Origin of the sequence: Streptomyces nojiriensis, assembly GCF_017639205.1 — a bacterium.
GTDB classification, from domain to species: domain Bacteria; phylum Actinomycetota; class Actinomycetes; order Streptomycetales; family Streptomycetaceae; genus Streptomyces; species Streptomyces nojiriensis.
On the sequence record NZ_CP071139.1, the window covers coordinates 3,450,562 to 3,466,126 of the forward strand.

Annotated in this window: 13 protein-coding genes; 2 read left to right on the forward strand and 11 right to left on the reverse strand. The window is 69.3% G+C overall.

Features of this window, described 5'->3' with window-relative positions; all coding sequences use genetic code 11:
* Position 1: 1 nt before the first annotated feature.
* The 5 genes from mreC to folC all read right to left on the reverse strand — a co-directional run bounded on the left by mreC (position 2) and on the right by folC (position 4,774).
* Positions 2-937 (reverse strand): rod shape-determining protein MreC, encoded by a 936-nt coding sequence (gene mreC / locus JYK04_RS16105; protein ID WP_189736935.1) that lies wholly within the window; start codon positions 935-937, stop codon positions 2-4.
* 135 nt (positions 938-1,072) lie between these two features.
* Positions 1,073-2,092 carry a rod shape-determining protein gene (locus JYK04_RS16110; RefSeq protein WP_030008578.1) on the reverse strand — a complete coding sequence of 340 codons (1,020 nt, stop codon included), beginning with the start codon at positions 2,090-2,092 and terminating at the stop codon, positions 1,073-1,075.
* A 296-nt stretch (positions 2,093-2,388) separates the two neighbouring features.
* The gene (gene ndk / locus JYK04_RS16115; RefSeq protein WP_030008577.1) at positions 2,389-2,799 is read right to left on the reverse strand and encodes a nucleoside-diphosphate kinase; all 411 of its coding nucleotides are present in this window, start codon (positions 2,797-2,799) and stop codon (positions 2,389-2,391) included.
* Positions 2,800-2,863: 64 nt separating this feature from the next.
* Entirely contained in the window at positions 2,864-3,232 is a 369-nt protein-coding gene (locus JYK04_RS16120) for a DUF4233 domain-containing protein (protein ID WP_189736937.1), read from the reverse strand.
* Positions 3,233-3,235: 3 nt separating this feature from the next.
* On the reverse strand, positions 3,236-4,774 hold the full coding sequence (gene folC, locus JYK04_RS16125; protein ID WP_373297424.1) for a bifunctional tetrahydrofolate synthase/dihydrofolate synthase: 1,539 nt from the start codon (positions 4,772-4,774) through the stop codon (positions 3,236-3,238).
* A gap of 116 nt (positions 4,775-4,890) precedes the next feature.
* Between folC and JYK04_RS16130 the strand changes: the two genes are divergently transcribed.
* Entirely contained in the window at positions 4,891-5,940 is a 1,050-nt protein-coding gene (locus JYK04_RS16130; protein WP_189736939.1) for a rod shape-determining protein, read from the forward strand.
* A 24-nt stretch (positions 5,941-5,964) separates the two neighbouring features.
* Here JYK04_RS16130 and JYK04_RS16135 read toward each other — a convergent pair whose 3' ends face one another.
* Entirely contained in the window at positions 5,965-7,113 is a 1,149-nt protein-coding gene (locus JYK04_RS16135; RefSeq protein WP_189736941.1) for a sensor histidine kinase, read from the reverse strand.
* A gap of 183 nt (positions 7,114-7,296) precedes the next feature.
* Positions 7,297-9,918: a valine--tRNA ligase gene (locus JYK04_RS16140; RefSeq protein ID WP_189736947.1), complete on the reverse strand. Its 2,622-nt coding sequence runs from the start codon at positions 9,916-9,918 to the stop codon at positions 7,297-7,299.
* Between the two features lie 127 nt (positions 9,919-10,045).
* Here JYK04_RS16140 and JYK04_RS16145 point away from each other — a divergent pair, with 127 nt between their 5' ends.
* Entirely contained in the window at positions 10,046-10,984 is a 939-nt protein-coding gene (locus JYK04_RS16145) for a hypothetical protein (protein WP_189736949.1), read from the forward strand.
* A gap of 71 nt (positions 10,985-11,055) precedes the next feature.
* On the opposite strand, the gene clpX is transcribed toward JYK04_RS16145, so the two are convergent.
* The 4 genes from clpX to tig all read right to left on the reverse strand — a co-directional run bounded on the left by clpX (position 11,056) and on the right by tig (position 15,518).
* The gene (clpX, locus tag JYK04_RS16150; protein ID WP_030008569.1) at positions 11,056-12,342 is read right to left on the reverse strand and encodes an ATP-dependent Clp protease ATP-binding subunit ClpX; all 1,287 of its coding nucleotides are present in this window, start codon (positions 12,340-12,342) and stop codon (positions 11,056-11,058) included.
* A gap of 153 nt (positions 12,343-12,495) precedes the next feature.
* The gene (locus tag JYK04_RS16155) at positions 12,496-13,161 is read right to left on the reverse strand and encodes an ATP-dependent Clp protease proteolytic subunit (protein ID WP_272933164.1); all 666 of its coding nucleotides are present in this window, start codon (positions 13,159-13,161) and stop codon (positions 12,496-12,498) included.
* Between the two features lie 54 nt (positions 13,162-13,215).
* Positions 13,216-13,833 (reverse strand): ATP-dependent Clp protease proteolytic subunit, encoded by a 618-nt coding sequence (locus JYK04_RS16160; protein ID WP_030008567.1) that lies wholly within the window; start codon positions 13,831-13,833, stop codon positions 13,216-13,218.
* Between the two features lie 287 nt (positions 13,834-14,120).
* Positions 14,121-15,518: a trigger factor gene (gene tig, locus JYK04_RS16165; protein WP_189736951.1), complete on the reverse strand. Its 1,398-nt coding sequence runs from the start codon at positions 15,516-15,518 to the stop codon at positions 14,121-14,123.
* Positions 15,519-15,565: the final 47 nt, after the last annotated feature.

Below are 15,565 nucleotides of genomic sequence, written 5' to 3' on the forward strand. Positions count from 1 at the left end.
CCTAGTCGTCGGCCGGCTTGGCGGGCACGGACGGGGTGACCGTGACGGTGACCGTCGGGGTGGGCTTGGGTGCCTCGGGCTTGGGCGGCAGGACTGCGTCGCGGGGGTCCTCGCGCGGCGGCATCACCACGACGCCGACGATGTCCAGGCGCGAGAAGCCGACGAACGGACGCACCCAGACGGTGCGGGTCAGGTCGCCGCGCGAGGGGTCGACCTTGACCACCTCGCCGATCGGCACGCCGGGCACGAAGGGCTTGTTGCCGCGCGAGCCGAAGGTGACGAGTCGGTCGCCGGGGCTGACCTTGGCCTTGCCGTTGAGCATCTGGACGGACAGGGCACGGTCGCCCTGGCCGGTGGCGAAGCCGAGTTCACCGGTCTTCTCCAGCCGGGTGCCGACGGTGAAGTCGGGGTCGTTGGCGAGGACGACGGTGGCGGTGTCGGGGCCGACGGTGCTGACCCGGCCGACGAGCCCGTCCCCGTTGAGGACGGTCATGTCGCGTTCGATGCCGTCCTTGCTGCCGGCGTCGATGGTGACGGTCCACGAGAAGCCCTGGGCCGCTCCTATGGCGATGACCTCGGCGCCCTTGATGCCGTACTGCCCGGCGCCGGCCCGCTTGAGCATCTCGTCGAGCTCGTGGATGCGGCTGCGGGTCTGGTCCTCGCTGCCCAGCTTGGCCTTCAGCGCGGCGTTCTCGCGCTCCAGCGTGGCGACGCGGTTGTGGCGCTCGCCGGAGTCCCTTACCGCCCCTATGGCGTTGGCGACCGGATCGACCGCGGTCGCCACACCTTCCTCGACCGGGCCGAAGACCGCTGCGGCGGCCTGCCGGGCACCGTCGACCGGCGACTCCTCGCCTGCCCTGATGTCCACCGTGATCAGTGCGAACGCGATGGCGATCAGAAGCACCAGGAGCAGCCGGCTTTCTCGTGTGTCCCTCACGTGCGGCGGCCGTGCCTTCCTCGTCGGATTTCTCTTTTGCCTGTATATCAACGATCCGCCGCACGGGCCCGGTAGCACCCGTACGGCGGATCCTTGTGTGTTCCGCATGGCCCCTCCGGCAAGGAGGGGCATCTGTCAGCGACGGGGCTGGGCGTCCAGGACCTGCTGGAGGGCCTCGAACTCCTCGACGCACTTGCCGGAGCCGAGCGCGACCGAGTCGAGCGGGTCCTCCGCGATGTGGATCGGCATGCCGGTCTCCCGGCGCAGCCGCTCGTCGAGGCCGCGCAGCAGGGCGCCGCCGCCGGTCAGGACGATGCCGCGGTCCATGATGTCGCCGGAGAGCTCCGGCGGGCACTTGTCGAGCGTGGTCTTGACCGCGTCGACGATGGAGTTGACGGGCTCCTCGATGGCCTTGCGGACCTCGGCGGCCGAGATGACGACCGTCTTGGGCAGGCCGGAGACCAGGTCGCGACCGCGGATCTCGGTGTGCTCGTCCTTGTCGAGGTCGTAGGCCGACCCGATGGTGATCTTGATCTGCTCGGCCGTGCGCTCACCGAGGAGGAGCGAGTACTCCTTCTTGATGTGCTGGATGATCGCATTGTCGAGCTCGTCGCCGGCCACCCGGATGGACTGTGCCGTGACGATTCCGCCGAGGGAGATGACGGCGACCTCGGTGGTGCCGCCGCCGATGTCCACGACCATGTTGCCGGTGGCCTCGTGGACGGGCAGGCCCGAGCCGATGGCGGCGGCCATGGGCTCTTCGATGATGTGCACCTGGCGGGCGCCGGCCTGCGTGGACGCCTCGATGACGGCGCGTCGCTCCACTCCCGTGATGCCGGAGGGAACGCAGACCACCACGCGCGGGCGGGCCAGGTAGCGGCGCTTGTGAATCTTGAGGATGAAGTACCGGAGCATGCGCTCGGTGATCTCGAAGTCGGCGATGACGCCGTCCTTGAGGGGCCGTACTGCGACGATGTTGCCGGGCGTGCGCCCGATCATCTTCTTCGCTTCCGAGCCGACCGCCAGGATGCCACCGGTGTTCGTGTTGATGGCGACCACGGACGGCTCGTTCAGGACGATCCCCCGGCCCCTCACGTACACCAGCGTGTTGGCGGTCCCGAGGTCGATCGCCATGTCACGGCCGATGAACGACATTTTGTTCCCCTTGTTCCCCATGAGGAGCGTCTGGCCTTCCAGTTGATAGCGGCTGCTGTCAGGTCGGCGAGGTGGGTGTGTGGGTGGAGGCCCCATCGTAGTGCCGCAAGTACGAAGACCGCGCGACGGGACTCCGGCAATCCCGCCGGAATGGATACCCGCCCCCTCAGTGGTGACGACGTGTCCTGCCCAGGCGTTCCCGCTTCGGCCCGGAAATACCGTGGGGCGACCGAAATTACTTCGGTCGCCCCAGGTCATGAGCGCTATTCGGCTGATGTTCCGTCAGGAAAGAGTGCTCAGAGCGCCGGGAAGAACAGCTTCAGCTCACGCTCGGCGGACTCCTCCGAGTCCGAGGCGTGGATCAGGTTCTCACGCGTGATCGTGCCGAAATCACCCCGGATGGAGCCCGGCGCCGCCGCGATCGGGTCAGTGGGTCCGGCCAACTGGCGGACACCCTCGATCACCCGCTCGCCTTCGACCACCAGGGCGACGATCGGGCCGCTCGCCATGAAGCCCATGAGGGGCTCGTAGAACGGCTTGCCCTTGTGCTCGCCGTAGTGCGCCTCCAGGGTCTCCTGGTCCAGCGTACGCAGCTCCAGTGCGGGGATGGTCCAGCCGGCCTTCCGCTCGATGCGGCCGATGATCTCGCCGACCAGACCACGACGGACGGCGTCGGGCTTGAGCAGGACGAGGGTGCGCTGGGTCATGTTGCGGCTCCTTGCGGCAAACGGGTGCGGTAGGGCGAATCTACAGGGCCGGTCGGGGGACCCGTCACGCAGCGTCAGGCGCCCCGGGCGCGCCCTGCGCCTCCTGGGCGGCCGCCCAGCGCGCCTTGATCGTGTCGATCTTGCGGCCGTAGTGCACGGAGCACCACCACAGCCCGGCGAACACCGCGCCGAGGAAGAACATCGTCGGCACGACGAACCCGCTCACGATCAGGCCGATCTGCAGGGCCCAGCCCAGCTGGACCGCCCCGGGACGCGAGAGCATCCCGCACAGCAGCACCGACAGCAGCATGGCGACCCCGCACACCGTCCAGACCGTGGCCTGGGTCAGATCGGGGTCCTTCATCGCCACGAGCCCCGCGAAGCCGATCACGAAGAACTCGCCGATCAGCGTGCTCGCACACAGCGTGCGCATCCCTCAGCCCCTCTTCAGCAGCAGGCGGGCCTCGCCCACCGTGATCACGGAACCGGTCACCAGGACCCCGGCCCCTCCGTATTCGGCCTCTTCCTCCGCCAGGGTGATCGCCGCCTCCAGGGCGTCGTCCAGCCGCGGCTCCACCTGCACCCGGTCCGCGCCGAAGACCTCGACCGCGACGGCCGCCAGCTCGTCCGCGCCCATCGACCGGTGGCTGGAGTTCTCCGTCACCACCACCTCCGCGAAGATCGGCTCGAAGGCCTCCAGCACCCCGCGGACGTCCTTGCCCTCGCTCGCGGCGACGACCCCGATCAGCCGGCTGAAGCCGAAGGACTCGGTGACCGCGTCCGCGGTGGCCGCCGCGCCCGCCGGGTTGTGCGCCGCGTCCAGGACCACCGTCGGGCTGCGCCGCACGACCTCCATGCGGCCCGGCGAGGACACCGAGGCGAAGGCCTTGCGCACGGTGTCCAGGTCCAGGACCCGGGCGTGCTCCTGGCCGACCCCGAAGAAGGCCTCGACGGCCGCCAGGGCCACCGCCGCGTTGTGCGCCATGTGCGCGCCGTACAGCGGCAGGAAGATGCCGTCGTACTCGCCGCCCACACCGCGCAGCGTCAGCTGCTGGCCGCCCACCGCGACCTCGCGCGAGACGACCCCGAACTCCATGCCCTCACGGGCCACCGTGGCGTCCACCTCGACGGCCTTCTTCAGCAGCACCTGCGCCGCGTCCACCGGCTGCTGGGCCAGGATCACGGTCGCGTCCTGCTTGACGATGCCGCCCTTCTCCACGGCGATCTCACCGGGCGTGGAGCCGAGCCGGTCGGTGTGGTCCAGGCTGATCGGGGTGACCACCGCGACGGACGCGTCGATGACGTTGGTCGCGTCCCAGCTGCCGCCCATGCCGACCTCGACCACGGCCACGTCCACCGGGGTGTCCGCGAAGGCCGCGTAGGCCATTCCGGTGAGCACCTCGAAGAAGGACAGCCGGTACTCCTCGGCTGCGTCGACCATCTCCACGTACGGCTTGATGTCGTGGTACGTCTCGACGAACCGCTCGGCGGTGATCGGCTCCCCGTCGAGGCTGATCCGCTCGGTGATCGACTGCACGTGCGGGCTGGTGTAGCGCCCGGTGCGCAGCTCGAAGGCGTTCAGCAGGGCCTCGATCATGCGGGCCGTGCTCGTCTTGCCGTTGGTGCCGGTGACGTGGATGGACGGGTACGCGCGCTGCGGCTCGCCCAGCACGTCCATCAGCGCCGCGATCCGCGACACCGAGGGCTCCAGCTTGGTCTCGCCCCAGCGGGTGGCGAGCTCCTGCTCCACCTCCAGCAGCGCCTTGGCGACCTCCGGGTCGACGGGCCGGGCGGGTACCGGGTCGCCCTGGGGCGGTCCGGCCTGGGCGCGCAGGGTGCGGCTGCCGGCCTCGATCACCGCCAGGTCGGGGTCGCGGTCGGACTCTTCCGCCACGATCTGGTCGAACTCGTCGAAGGTACCGGCGAGGTCGTCGTTGTCGTCGCGGTCGTGGCTCTCGGGCTGCTGGTCACTCACAGGGCCAGTCTACGGACGGGGACCCGGAGGACTTTCGGCCCGGCCGTTTCGGGACCTCCGGCGCCCGGAGCGACCGGATCGTTATGCAAGCCTTGCGGCAGGAGATAGGGGAATAAATGCCGCAGGCCAGCAGCAACAAGACAGTATCCAGCCGCGACATAGGGATCGACCTGGGCACCGCCAACACCCTCGTCTACGCACGGGGGCACGGGATCGTCCTCAATGAGCCGTCCGTGGTCGCCGTACGGGCCGGCACCACCACCGCCCTGGCCGTCGGCACGGACGCCAAGGAGACCATCGGCCGCACCCCCGGCTCCATCACCGCGATCCGCCCGCTCAGGGGCGGCGTGATCTGCGACTACGAGGCAGCGGAGGAGATGATCCGGCACTTCGTCCGCAAGGCCGTCCCGGGCCGGCGGCCCCGCACCCGCATGGTGATCTGCGTGCCCTCCGGCGTCACCCCGGTCGAGCGGCGGGCCATCGTCCAGGCGGCCACCCGCGCCGGAGCCAGGGTCGTGCACCTGATCGAGGAGCCGATGGCCGCGGCGATCGGCGCCGGGCTGCCCGTGGCCGAACCCCGCGGCTCCATGGTCGTGGACATCGGCGGCGGCACCTCCGAGGTCGCCGTCATCTCCCTGGGCGGCATCGTCACGTCCAGGTCGCTGCGCGTCGGCGGGGACCGGCTCGACGCGGCCGTCATGGACCACGTACGCAAGGAACACGGGCTGCTCATCGGGGAGCGCACCGCCGAGGACGTCAAGCTCGGCGTCGGATCGGCCTGGCCGGTTCCGGACCGGCCGGAGCTGGAGACGCGCACCTTCACCGTGCGCGGCCGCGAGAAGGTCGGCGGCATGCCCCAGACCCTCCGGCTGACCGCCCAGGACGTCCGGGCCGCGCTCGACGAGCCCATCGAGGCGATCATCGCCGCCGTGCGCACCACCCTGGAGGAGTGCCCGCCGGAGCTGTCCGGTGACGTGATGGAACACGGCATCGTGCTGACCGGCGGCGGAGCACTGCTGCCCGGCATGGACCTGAGGATGGCTTCCGCCACGGGCATCCCGGTCTTCGTAGCGGACGACCCGCTGGACTGCGTGGCACTGGGCTCCGGCCGCTGCGTGGAGGACCTGGACACCCCGGGCGCCCTGCCGGCCCCGGCCCGGGGCTAGGCCGTCTCTTCCGGATCTTGCCGGTCAGCCGCGCGGGAGGGTGGCGACGACCTCGTACGAGTCCCGCGTGCGCGTCGCCGTCAGGGTCCCGCCCAGGCTGCGTACGCGCTCGGACATGCTCGCCGTGCCCGAGCCCGCCGAGACGGGGGCCCGGCCCGGGGTCCGGGCCGGCAGCGCGTTGCTGACGGCTATCCGCAGCCGCGGGCCGTCCGTCGTGATCGACACCTCGATGGTCTGCCCGTGCGCGTGCTTGGCGGCGTTGGTCAGGCACTCCTGCACCACCCGGTAGACCGCCGCCTGCCGCAGCGGGGAGAGCCCGTGCGCGTCCTGGTCCATGACCAGCCGGACGGGCGAACCGGCGCGCCCGCTCTCCTCGGCGAGCGCCGGCAGCCCGTCCACACCCGGGGTCGAGGCCCGCTCCCCGCGCTGCACGATGATCTCGTTGAGCACCAGATGGGCCCGCCGGGCGGTGTCGGCCAGCTCCTCGAAGTCCGGCCCGTACGCCGTCTCGCGCGCCCGCATCGACAGCACCTCGGAGCGGACCGTGAGCAGGGTCAGCTCGCGCCCGACGAAGTCGTGGACGTCGCGGGCCACGGACGTGCGCTCCTGCTGGACGGCATGGAGAACGGCCGACTCGGCCCGCCGGGCGGTCAGCTCCCCGACCAAATCGTGCCGGTAGGCGGCGATGCCCACCGCGGAGGCGAGCACCCCGATGGGCACGACCAGGCTGAGGAACCCGCTGAGGGTCTGCCCCGCGGGCTCGGGCCAGCCCGGCAGGACGAACATGACCAGCGCGAAGGCGACGTAGCCGAGCGTGGCGAGGATCCCGGCCCGGCGCCCGCGGTAACGGCCGACCGAGTAGAGGGCGAACTGGATCAGGGTGAGCTCGTGCAGCCACCCGATGAAGAGCAGCGCGGCCAGGTACGAGATCCAGGGCTGCCGGCGGCGCACCAGCAGGGTGGTGCAGCCCAGGGCCAGGACCACGGCGGCGGCCGGCCCGCTCAGCGAGTTGTCGGCGGCGGCCAGACCCGGAAGGTCGAGGGCCATCAGGCCGAGGCAGGCGAGCGCGGTGAGCACGTCCACGGCCCGCGGCGACCCGGCCCAGCTCTCGGTGTGCCGGCGGCCGGAAGCCACCAGCCGGTCGAAGGCCGGGACGACGGGCTTGACGCGCATGCCCTCCATCATCCGTGGTCCGCGCTCCGGTTCGGATCACCCGGAACCGAAACCGGAGTGATTTAGGGCACTTCGGACAGCAGTCCGTTGTGGCACCGGTCCTCGCACGGGGAAGGGATACGGCGAAGGCCCCCGCGTCGACCGACGGCGCGGGGGCCTTCTCCTGTGCGTACGTACCGGCTGCTAGGCGGCCGGCAGGCCGTCCAGCTGCGCCTGGAGCCGGGCGATGTCCGCCTCGGCCTTGGCGAGCCGGCCCTTGATCTTGTCCACGACGTTGTCCGGGGCCTTGGCGATGAACGCCTCGTTCCCGAGCTTCGCCTCGGCCTGCTGCTTCTCCTTCTCCGCGGCGCCCAGGTCCTTCGTCAGACGCTTGCGCTCGGCGGCGACGTCGATGGTGCCCGACAGGTCGAGCGCGACGGTGCCGCCGGCGACCGGGAGGGTCGCGGTGGCGCTGAAGGAGTCACCCTCCGGCTGGAGGCGCAGCAGCTGCCGGATGGCCGCCTCGTGCGCGCCCAGCCCGGTGGCGCCGAGCTCCAGACGGGCCGGAACCTTCTGGCCGTCCTGCAGACCCTGCTCCTTGCGGAAGCGGCGGACCTCGGTGATCACCGACTGGACGGAGGCGATCTCCGCCTCGGCGGCCTCGTCGCGGAAGCCGCTGTCCTTGGGCCAGTCGGCGATGACGAGGGACTCGCCGCCGGTCAGCGTGGTCCACAGCGTCTCGGTGACGAAGGGGACGACCGGGTGCAGCAGGCGCAGCATGACGTCGATGACCTCGCCGAGGACGCGGCCGGAGACCTTGGCCTGCTCGCCGCCCGCGAAGAAGGTCGTCTTCGACAGCTCGACGTACCAGTCGAAGACCTCGTCCCACGCGAAGTGGTAGAGCGCCTCGCTGAGCTTCGAGAACTGGTAGTCCTCGTAGTACGCGTCGACCTGCGCGACCGTCTCGTTCAGCCGGGACAGGATCCACCGGTCGGTGGCCGACAGCTGCTCGACGGGCGGCAGCTCGCCCTCGATCGTGGCGCCGTTCATCATCGCGAAACGCGTGGCGTTCCAGATCTTGTTGGCGAACTTGCTGGATGCCTGGACCCAGTCCTCGCCGATCGGGACGTCGACGCCCGGGTTGGCGCCGCGGGCCAGGGTGAAGCGGACGGCGTCGGAACCGTACTTGTCCATCCAGTCCAGCGGGTTGACCACGTTGCCGAAGGACTTCGACATCTTCTTGCCGCGCTCGTCGCGGACCATGCCGTGCAGGGCGATGGTGTGGAACGGCGGGGTGCCGTCCATCGCGTAGAGGCCGAACATCATCATCCGGGCGACCCAGAAGAAGAGGATGTCGTAGCCGGTGACCAGGACGGCGTTCGGGTAGAACTTCTCCAGGCTTTCGGTCTGCTGCGGCCAGCCGAGCGTGGAGAACGGCCACAGGCCCGAGGAGAACCAGGTGTCCAGGACGTCGGTGTCCTGGGTCCAGCCCTCGCCGGTGGGCGGCTGCTCGTCCGGTCCGACGCAGACGACCTCGCCGTTCGGGCCGTACCAGACCGGGATGCGGTGACCCCACCACAGCTGGCGCGAGATGCACCAGTCGTGGAGGTTGTCGACCCAGTCGAAGTACCGCTTCTCCATCTCCTGCGGGTGGATCTTGACCTCGCCGTTGCGGACCGCGTCACCGGCGGCCTTGGCGAGCGGGCCGACCTTGACCCACCACTGCATCGACAGGCGCGGCTCGATGGTGGTCTTGCAGCGCGAGCAGTGGCCGACGGAGTGCGTGTACGGGCGCTTCTCGGCGACGATCCGGCCCTCGGCGCGCAGCGCGCCGACGATGGCGGAGCGGGCCTCCAGCCGGTCCAGGCCCTGGAAGGGGCCGTGGGCGGTGATGATCGCGTGCTCGTCCATGACGGCGAGGTTCGGCAGGTTGTGGCGCTGGCCGATCTCGAAGTCGTTCGGGTCGTGCGCCGGGGTCACCTTGACGGCGCCGGTGCCGAACTCCGGGTCGACGTGCTCGTCCGCGACGACCGGGATGCGGCGGCCGGTGAGCGGCAGCTCGATCTCGGTGCCGACGAGGTGCTTGTAGCGCTCGTCCTCGGGGTGGACGGCGACGGCCGTGTCACCCAGCATCGTCTCGGCGCGGGTGGTCGCGACGACGATGGACGCGTCGCCCTCGCCGTAGCGGATCGAGACGAGCTCGCCCTCGTCGTCCTGGTACTCGACCTCGATGTCGGAGATCGCGGTCAGGCAGCGGGGGCACCAGTTGATGATGCGCTCGGCGCGGTAGATCAGCTCGTCGTCGTAGAGCTTCTTGAAGATGGTCTGGACGGCCTCGGAGAGGCCCTCGTCCATGGTGAAGCGCTCACGGGACCAGTCGACGCCGTCGCCGAGGCGGCGCATCTGGCCGGAGATCTGACCGCCGGACTCGTCCTTCCACTGCCAGACGCGCTCGACGAAGGCCTCCCGGCCGAGGTCGTGGCGGGACTTGCCCTCCTTGGCGAGCTCGCGCTCGACGACGTTCTGGGTGGCGATGCCGGCGTGGTCCATGCCGGGCTGCCACAGCGTCTCGTAGCCCTGCATGCGCTTGCGGCGGGTGAGGGCGTCGATCAGCGTGTGCTCGAAGGCGTGGCCCAGGTGCAGGCTGCCGGTGACGTTGGGCGGCGGGATGACGATCGCGTACGGAGGCTTCTCGCTCTTGGCGTCCGCCTCGAAGTAACCGCGCTCTACCCAGCGCTCGTAGAGCTTCCCTTCTACCTCGGCCGGCGCGTACGTGGTCGGCAGTTCGGAGGTGGGGCTGCTGGGTGTCTGCGTGTTCTCGGTCACGGGGCACAGTTTAGAGCGGTAACAGTCCAGTCATGAAACCGGTATTCCCGGGGCCCGGCGCCCTTCCCGCGCCTGGCTTCCGTCAGGATGTGTGAAACGTATAAGCAACCTCATTGGGGGACGCGGGATGAGCTACAACCAGCCAGGGCCCTACGGGCAGCAGCCCCAGCAGCCGGGACCGTACGGGCAGCAGCCCCCGCCGCCGCCCGGCCCGTACGGGCAGCCCGCCCCGCAGCCCAACCCGTACGGGCAGCCCGCGGCCCCGCAGCCGGGCTACGGCTACCCGCAGCAGCCGGGCGTCCCCCCGCAGGGCTACCCCCAGCAGCCCCCGACGCCGGCGTACGGCTACCCGCAGCAGCAGGCCCCGTACGGCGGCCAGCCCCCGAAGAAGTCCAAGGCCGGCGTGATCATCGGCGTGATCGTCGCGGTCGCGGTGATCGCGGGCGGCGGCTGGTACCTCATGGGCGGCGGGGGCGGCAACATCTCCGCGGACACCAAGGGCTACAAGCTGGTCGCCCCGGAGTCGGTGGACGACTTCAAGAAGGACCCCAAGTACAAGGAGAAGAGCTTCTCCGACGAGGACCGCAAGGAAGCCGAGGCGGTGGGCGTCAAGAATCCCACCAAGGTGGGCATGGGTTACGAGACCGCCAAAGACCCGTCGAACCCGCTGGCCGGCAAACTCCTCAACTTCTCGGGCCTCTACGGCGAGGTGGCGGCCCCGGAGAAGGCCGTGGACGGCTACTTCGCCACGGCCAAGCTGGAGGCTGCCAAGAACGACAGCAAGATGTCGGTCGAGCTCATCGGCAGCCCGAAGACGATGAGTCCGGCCAACTTCAAGGGCGCCGTGATGAAGTGCCAGGAAGCCAAGTTCATCTCGAAGGACACGACGGTCAAGGGACCCAAGGAGTTCACTCTCCCGATCTGCATCTGGGGTGACTTCAGCACCGTCGGCACGGTCACCTCCATGGAAGTGGCGTCCCTGCTCAGCGGCAAGTCGGGCTACACCCTGGAGCAGACCGCGGAACTCGCCGCGAAGCTCTACAACACTTCACGCGTCAAGAAGTAGGCAGGACAGCGGGACATGCAGAAGGGGCGCCCCCGGTCGGGGGCGCCCCTTCTGCGTGGTGTTCGTTGCGGCTACGCCGACTTCTCGTGCGGGCCCTGGTCCTTCGGGACGATCCGGGGGACCAGCGTCGGGTTGACGTTGGAGCGGACCACCTCCGAGGTGATGACCACGCGGGCCACGTCCTTGCGGGACGGGACCTCGTACATCACCGACATCAGGACCTCTTCCATGATGGCGCGCAGGCCGCGCGCGCCCGTCTGGCGGAGGATCGCCTGGTCCGCGATGGCCTCCAGCGCCTCGCGCTCGAAGTCCAGCTCCACACCGTCGAGTTCGAACAGCCGCTGGTACTGCTTCACCAGCGCGTTGCGCGGCTCGATCAGGATCTGGAGCAGGGCCTCACGGTCCAGGTTGTGCACGGAGGTCAGCACGGGGAGGCGGCCGATGAACTCGGGGATCATCCCGAACTTCACCAGGTCCTCCGGCATGACCTCCTGGAACTGGTCGCTGGCCTCGATCTCGCGCTTCGAGCGGATCGTCGCCCCGAAGCCGATTCCCTTGGCGCCCGCACGCGACTCGATGATCTTCTCCAGGCCGGCGAAGGCGCCGCCCACGATGAAGAGCACGTTCGTCGTGTCGATCTGGATGAACTCCTGGTGCGGGTGCTTCCGGCCGCCCTGCGGCGGTACGGAGGCGGTCGTGCCTTCCAGGATCTTCAGGAGGGCCTGCTGCACGCCCTCGCCGCTCACGTCGCGCGTGATCGACGGGTTCTCGCTCTTGCGGGCCACCTTGTCGATCTCGTCGATGTAGATGATCCCGGTCTCGGCCTTCTTGACGTCGTAGTCGGCGGCCTGGATCAGCTTCAGCAGGATGTTCTCGACGTCCTCGCCGACGTACCCGGCCTCCGTCAGCGCCGTCGCGTCGGCGATGGCGAAGGGGACGTTCAGCATGCGGGCGAGGGTCTGCGCGAGCAGCGTCTTGCCCGAGCCCGTGGGGCCCAGCAGCAGGATGTTGGACTTGGCGAGCTCGATCGCGTCGTCCCGGCCCTGCGCGCCGCCGTTCTCGCCGGCCTGCACGCGCTTGTAGTGGTTGTAGACCGCTACCGAGAGCGCCTTCTTCGCCGGCTCCTGGCCGACGACGTAGCTCTCCAGGAACTCGTAGATCTCACGGGGCTTGGGGAGTTCCTCCCACCGGACCTCGGAGGTCTCCGCGAGCTCCTCTTCGATGATCTCGTTGCAGAGGTCGATGCACTCGTCGCAGATGTAAACACCGGGTCCTGCGATGAGCTTCTTCACCTGCTTCTGGCTCTTTCCGCAGAACGAGCACTTGAGCAGATCGCCGCCGTCACCGATGCGTGCCACGAGGTGCTTCCCCTTCGCCTGGGAGACGCCTGGTTCAGCGCTCCTGGTGCCTCATATCCGACGGTACCTTGCCGGGGGCCCCGTGCGGGGCCCCCTTGACGTGGTTCACATCGCCGAATCCGGCGATGTGCCCGCGTCAACTGGCGGCAAGGATCAGTGGGAGTTCTTGCGGGTCGAGACGATCTGGTCGATCAGGCCGTACGCCAGGGCGTCCTCGGCCGTCAGGATCTTGTCGCGCTCGATGTCGTCGCGGATCTTCTCGATCGGCGTCGTCGAGTGCTTGGCCAGCATGGTCTCCAGCTGGTCACGCATGCGCAGGATCTCGTTGGCCGCGATCTCCAGGTCGGAGAGCTGCTCGCGGCCGGTGCCACCGGAGGGCTGGTGGATCAGCACGCGGGCGTTCGGCAGGGCCATGCGCTTGCCGGGGGTACCGGCGGCCAGCAGGACCGCGGCGGCGGAGGCCGCCTGGCCCATGCAGACCGTCTGGATGTCCGGCTTCACGAACTGCATGGTGTCGTAGATCGCCGTCAGCGCGGTGAAGGAGCCACCGGGGCTGTTGATGTAGATGGAGATGTCGCGGTCCGGGTCCATCGACTCCAGGCACAGCAGCTGCGCCATGACGTCGTTGGCGGACGCGTCGTCGATCTGCACGCCGAGGAAGATCACGCGCTCCTCGAAGAGCTTCGCGTACGGGTCGTACTCGCGCACGCCCTGCGAGGTGCGCTCGACGAAGCGCGGGATGACGTAGCGGTTGTCCACCTGCGGGCCGGTGTAGAGGCCGCTCGCGGAGAGGTTGTTCTGCATCTGGGTGTTCACCATCCTGGTGGCGTTCTGCGGGCTGTCGGCTGACGGGTACTGACGGCGGGGCCTGGATCAGGCCCCGGTGCCGCCGCCGCCCGGCGCGTTGGACGCGGCCGAGATGATCTCGTCGATGAGGCCGTAGTCCTTGGCCTCCTCGGCGGTGAACCAGCGGTCGCGGTCACCGTCGCGGATGATCGCCTCCACGGTCTGGCCCGAGTGGAACGCGGTGATCTCGGCCATCCGCTGCTTGGTGCGCAGCAGGTACTGGGCCTGGATCTTGATGTCCGACGCGGTGCCGCCGATGCCGGCGGAGCCCTGGTGCATCAGGATGTCGGTGTTCGGCAGGGCGAAGCGCTTGCCCTTGGCGCCACCGGTGAGCAGGAACTGCCCCATCGAGGCGGCCATGCCCATGCCGATGGTGACGACGTCGTTCGGGATGAACTGCATGGTGTCGTAGACGGCCATACCGGCCGTCACGGAGCCACCGGGGCTGTTGATGTAGAGGTAGATGTCCTTCTCCGGCTCGGCGGCCAGGAGCAGGAGCTGCGCGGTGATCTTGTTGGCGATGTCGTCGTCGACCTGCTGGCCGAGGAAGATGATGCGCTCGCCGAGCAGCCGGTTGTAGACATGGTCGCCGAGGCCGCCACCGATGGACGGCTCACCCGCGGCGTAAGGCTTCAGATTCGTCACGTATCCACCTGCTCGTCTCCGACGGCCATGTGCCGTCTCAGCGTCTCGTTCTGGGGTCCGGTCCGGCCGGAGCGGACGGGTCCGCCGGCGCCCGGGTACTCACGTGCCCTCGTATTCATGGACCCTAACGCGCAGGTAGGACAACGCCATCCCGCTTCCCGAACTGTTCGCTCGGAGCGCAAGCTCCGGGGGCCTTACGGGGGCCATACCGGGGCTATGCCGGAGGGCCCGGACACGACCGTGTCCGGGCCCTCCGGGGCACTGCTCAGTGGGCTTCGCCCGAGGTGTTACTTGGCCTCTTCGGCCTCTTCGGCCTCGACCTCGTCGTCACCGTCGACGACGGCCTCGACGGTCTCGGCGGCCTGCTCCTCGTCCTCGTCGGACAGGTCCACGACCTCACCGTTGGTGTCGACGACCTTGGCGGCCTCGACGACGACCGCGAGGGCCTTGCCGCGGGCGACCTCGCCGACCAGCATCGGAACCTGGCCACCCTCGACCACGGCCTGGGCGAACTGGTCGGGGGACATGCCGGAGGAAGCGGCGCGGCGCATGAGGTGCTCGGTGAGCTCCTCCTGGTTGACGCCCAGCTTCTCCTTGTTGACCAGCGCGTCGAGGACGAACTGGGTCTTGATGCCCTTGATCGCCTGCTCGGAGGTCTCGGCGTCGAACTCCTCGACCGTCTTGCCCTGGAACTCCAGGTACTTCTCGATGGTCAGACCCATCTGGCCGAGCTGGTGGTGCTCCAGGTTGTGCTTGCGGGTCTGGACCTCGTCCGCGAGGAGCTTCTCGGGGATCGGGACCTCGACGAGCTCCAGCAGCTTCTCCAGGACGCGCTCCTGGGCCTGCGTGGCCTGGTCGTACTGCTTCATGTTCTCGAGGCGCTTGCGGCTGTCCGCCTTGAGGTCCTCGATGGTGTCGAACTCGCTCGCGAGCTGCGCGAACTCGTCGTCCAGCGCCGGGAGCTCCTTGGCGGAGACCTTGGTGACCTTGACGGTGACCTCGGCGTCCTTGCCCTCGGCGGAGCCGCCCTTCAGCTGCGAGGTGAAGGTGGCCTCGCCGCCGGCCTCCAGGCCGGTGACGGCCTCGTCGATGCCCTCGAGGAGCTCGCCCGAGCCGATGGTGTAGGAGACGTCGGAGGCGACGCCGTCGGGCAGCACCTCGCCGTCGACCTTGGCCTCGAGGTCGATGGTGACGACGTCACCCTCGGCGGCGGCGCGCTCGACGTCCGTGGTGGACGCGAAGCGGCCGCGCAGCTGCTCGACGGACTTCTCGACGTCCTCGTCGGAGACCTCGATGGCGTCGACCTCGACCTCGATGCCGGAGAAGTCCGGGATCTCGATCTCGGGACGGACGTCGACCTCGGCGGTGAAGGCGAGGACCTCGCCGTCCTTCAGCTCGGTGATGTCCACGTCCGGCTGGCCCAGCGGGTTCAGGTCGGCCTCGTTGACGGCCTCGGTGTAGAACTTCGGGAGCGCGTCGTTGACGGCCTCCTCCAGCACCGCACCGCGGCCGAAGCGCTGGTCGATGACGCGGGCCGGGATCTTGCCCTTGCGGAAGCCCTTCACCGTGACCTGCTGGTTGATCTTCTTGTACGCCGCGTCGAGGCTGTCCTTGAGCTCCTCGAAGGGCACCTCAACAGTGAGCCGAACCCGAGTCGGGTTCAGGGTCTCCACGGCGCTCTTCACGGTTCGGTCTCCTTGTGGCTGACTGCTGGGGATTCTGCCGTCGCGCT

What these genes read in the sequence shown, in the direction of transcription:
- ndk (WP_030008577.1), bottom strand. Translation starts at nt 2,799, where the DNA reads ATGACCCAGCGCACCCTCGTCCTGCTCAAGCCCGACGCCGTCCGTCGT.
- JYK04_RS16110 (WP_030008578.1), bottom strand. Translation starts at nt 2,092, where the DNA reads ATGTCGTTCATCGGCCGTGACATGGCGATCGACCTCGGGACCGCCAAC.
- JYK04_RS16135 (WP_189736941.1), bottom strand. Translation starts at nt 7,113, where the DNA reads ATGCGCGTCAAGCCCGTCGTCCCGGCCTTCGACCGGCTGGTGGCTTCC.
- JYK04_RS16145 (WP_189736949.1), top strand. Translation starts at nt 10,046, where the DNA reads ATGAGCTACAACCAGCCAGGGCCCTACGGGCAGCAGCCCCAGCAGCCG.
- JYK04_RS16155 (WP_272933164.1), bottom strand. Translation starts at nt 13,161, where the DNA reads ATGGTGAACACCCAGATGCAGAACAACCTCTCCGCGAGCGGCCTCTAC.
- JYK04_RS16120 (WP_189736937.1), bottom strand. Translation starts at nt 3,232, where the DNA reads ATGCGCACGCTGTGTGCGAGCACGCTGATCGGCGAGTTCTTCGTGATC.
- JYK04_RS16130 (WP_189736939.1), top strand. Translation starts at nt 4,891, where the DNA reads ATGCCGCAGGCCAGCAGCAACAAGACAGTATCCAGCCGCGACATAGGG.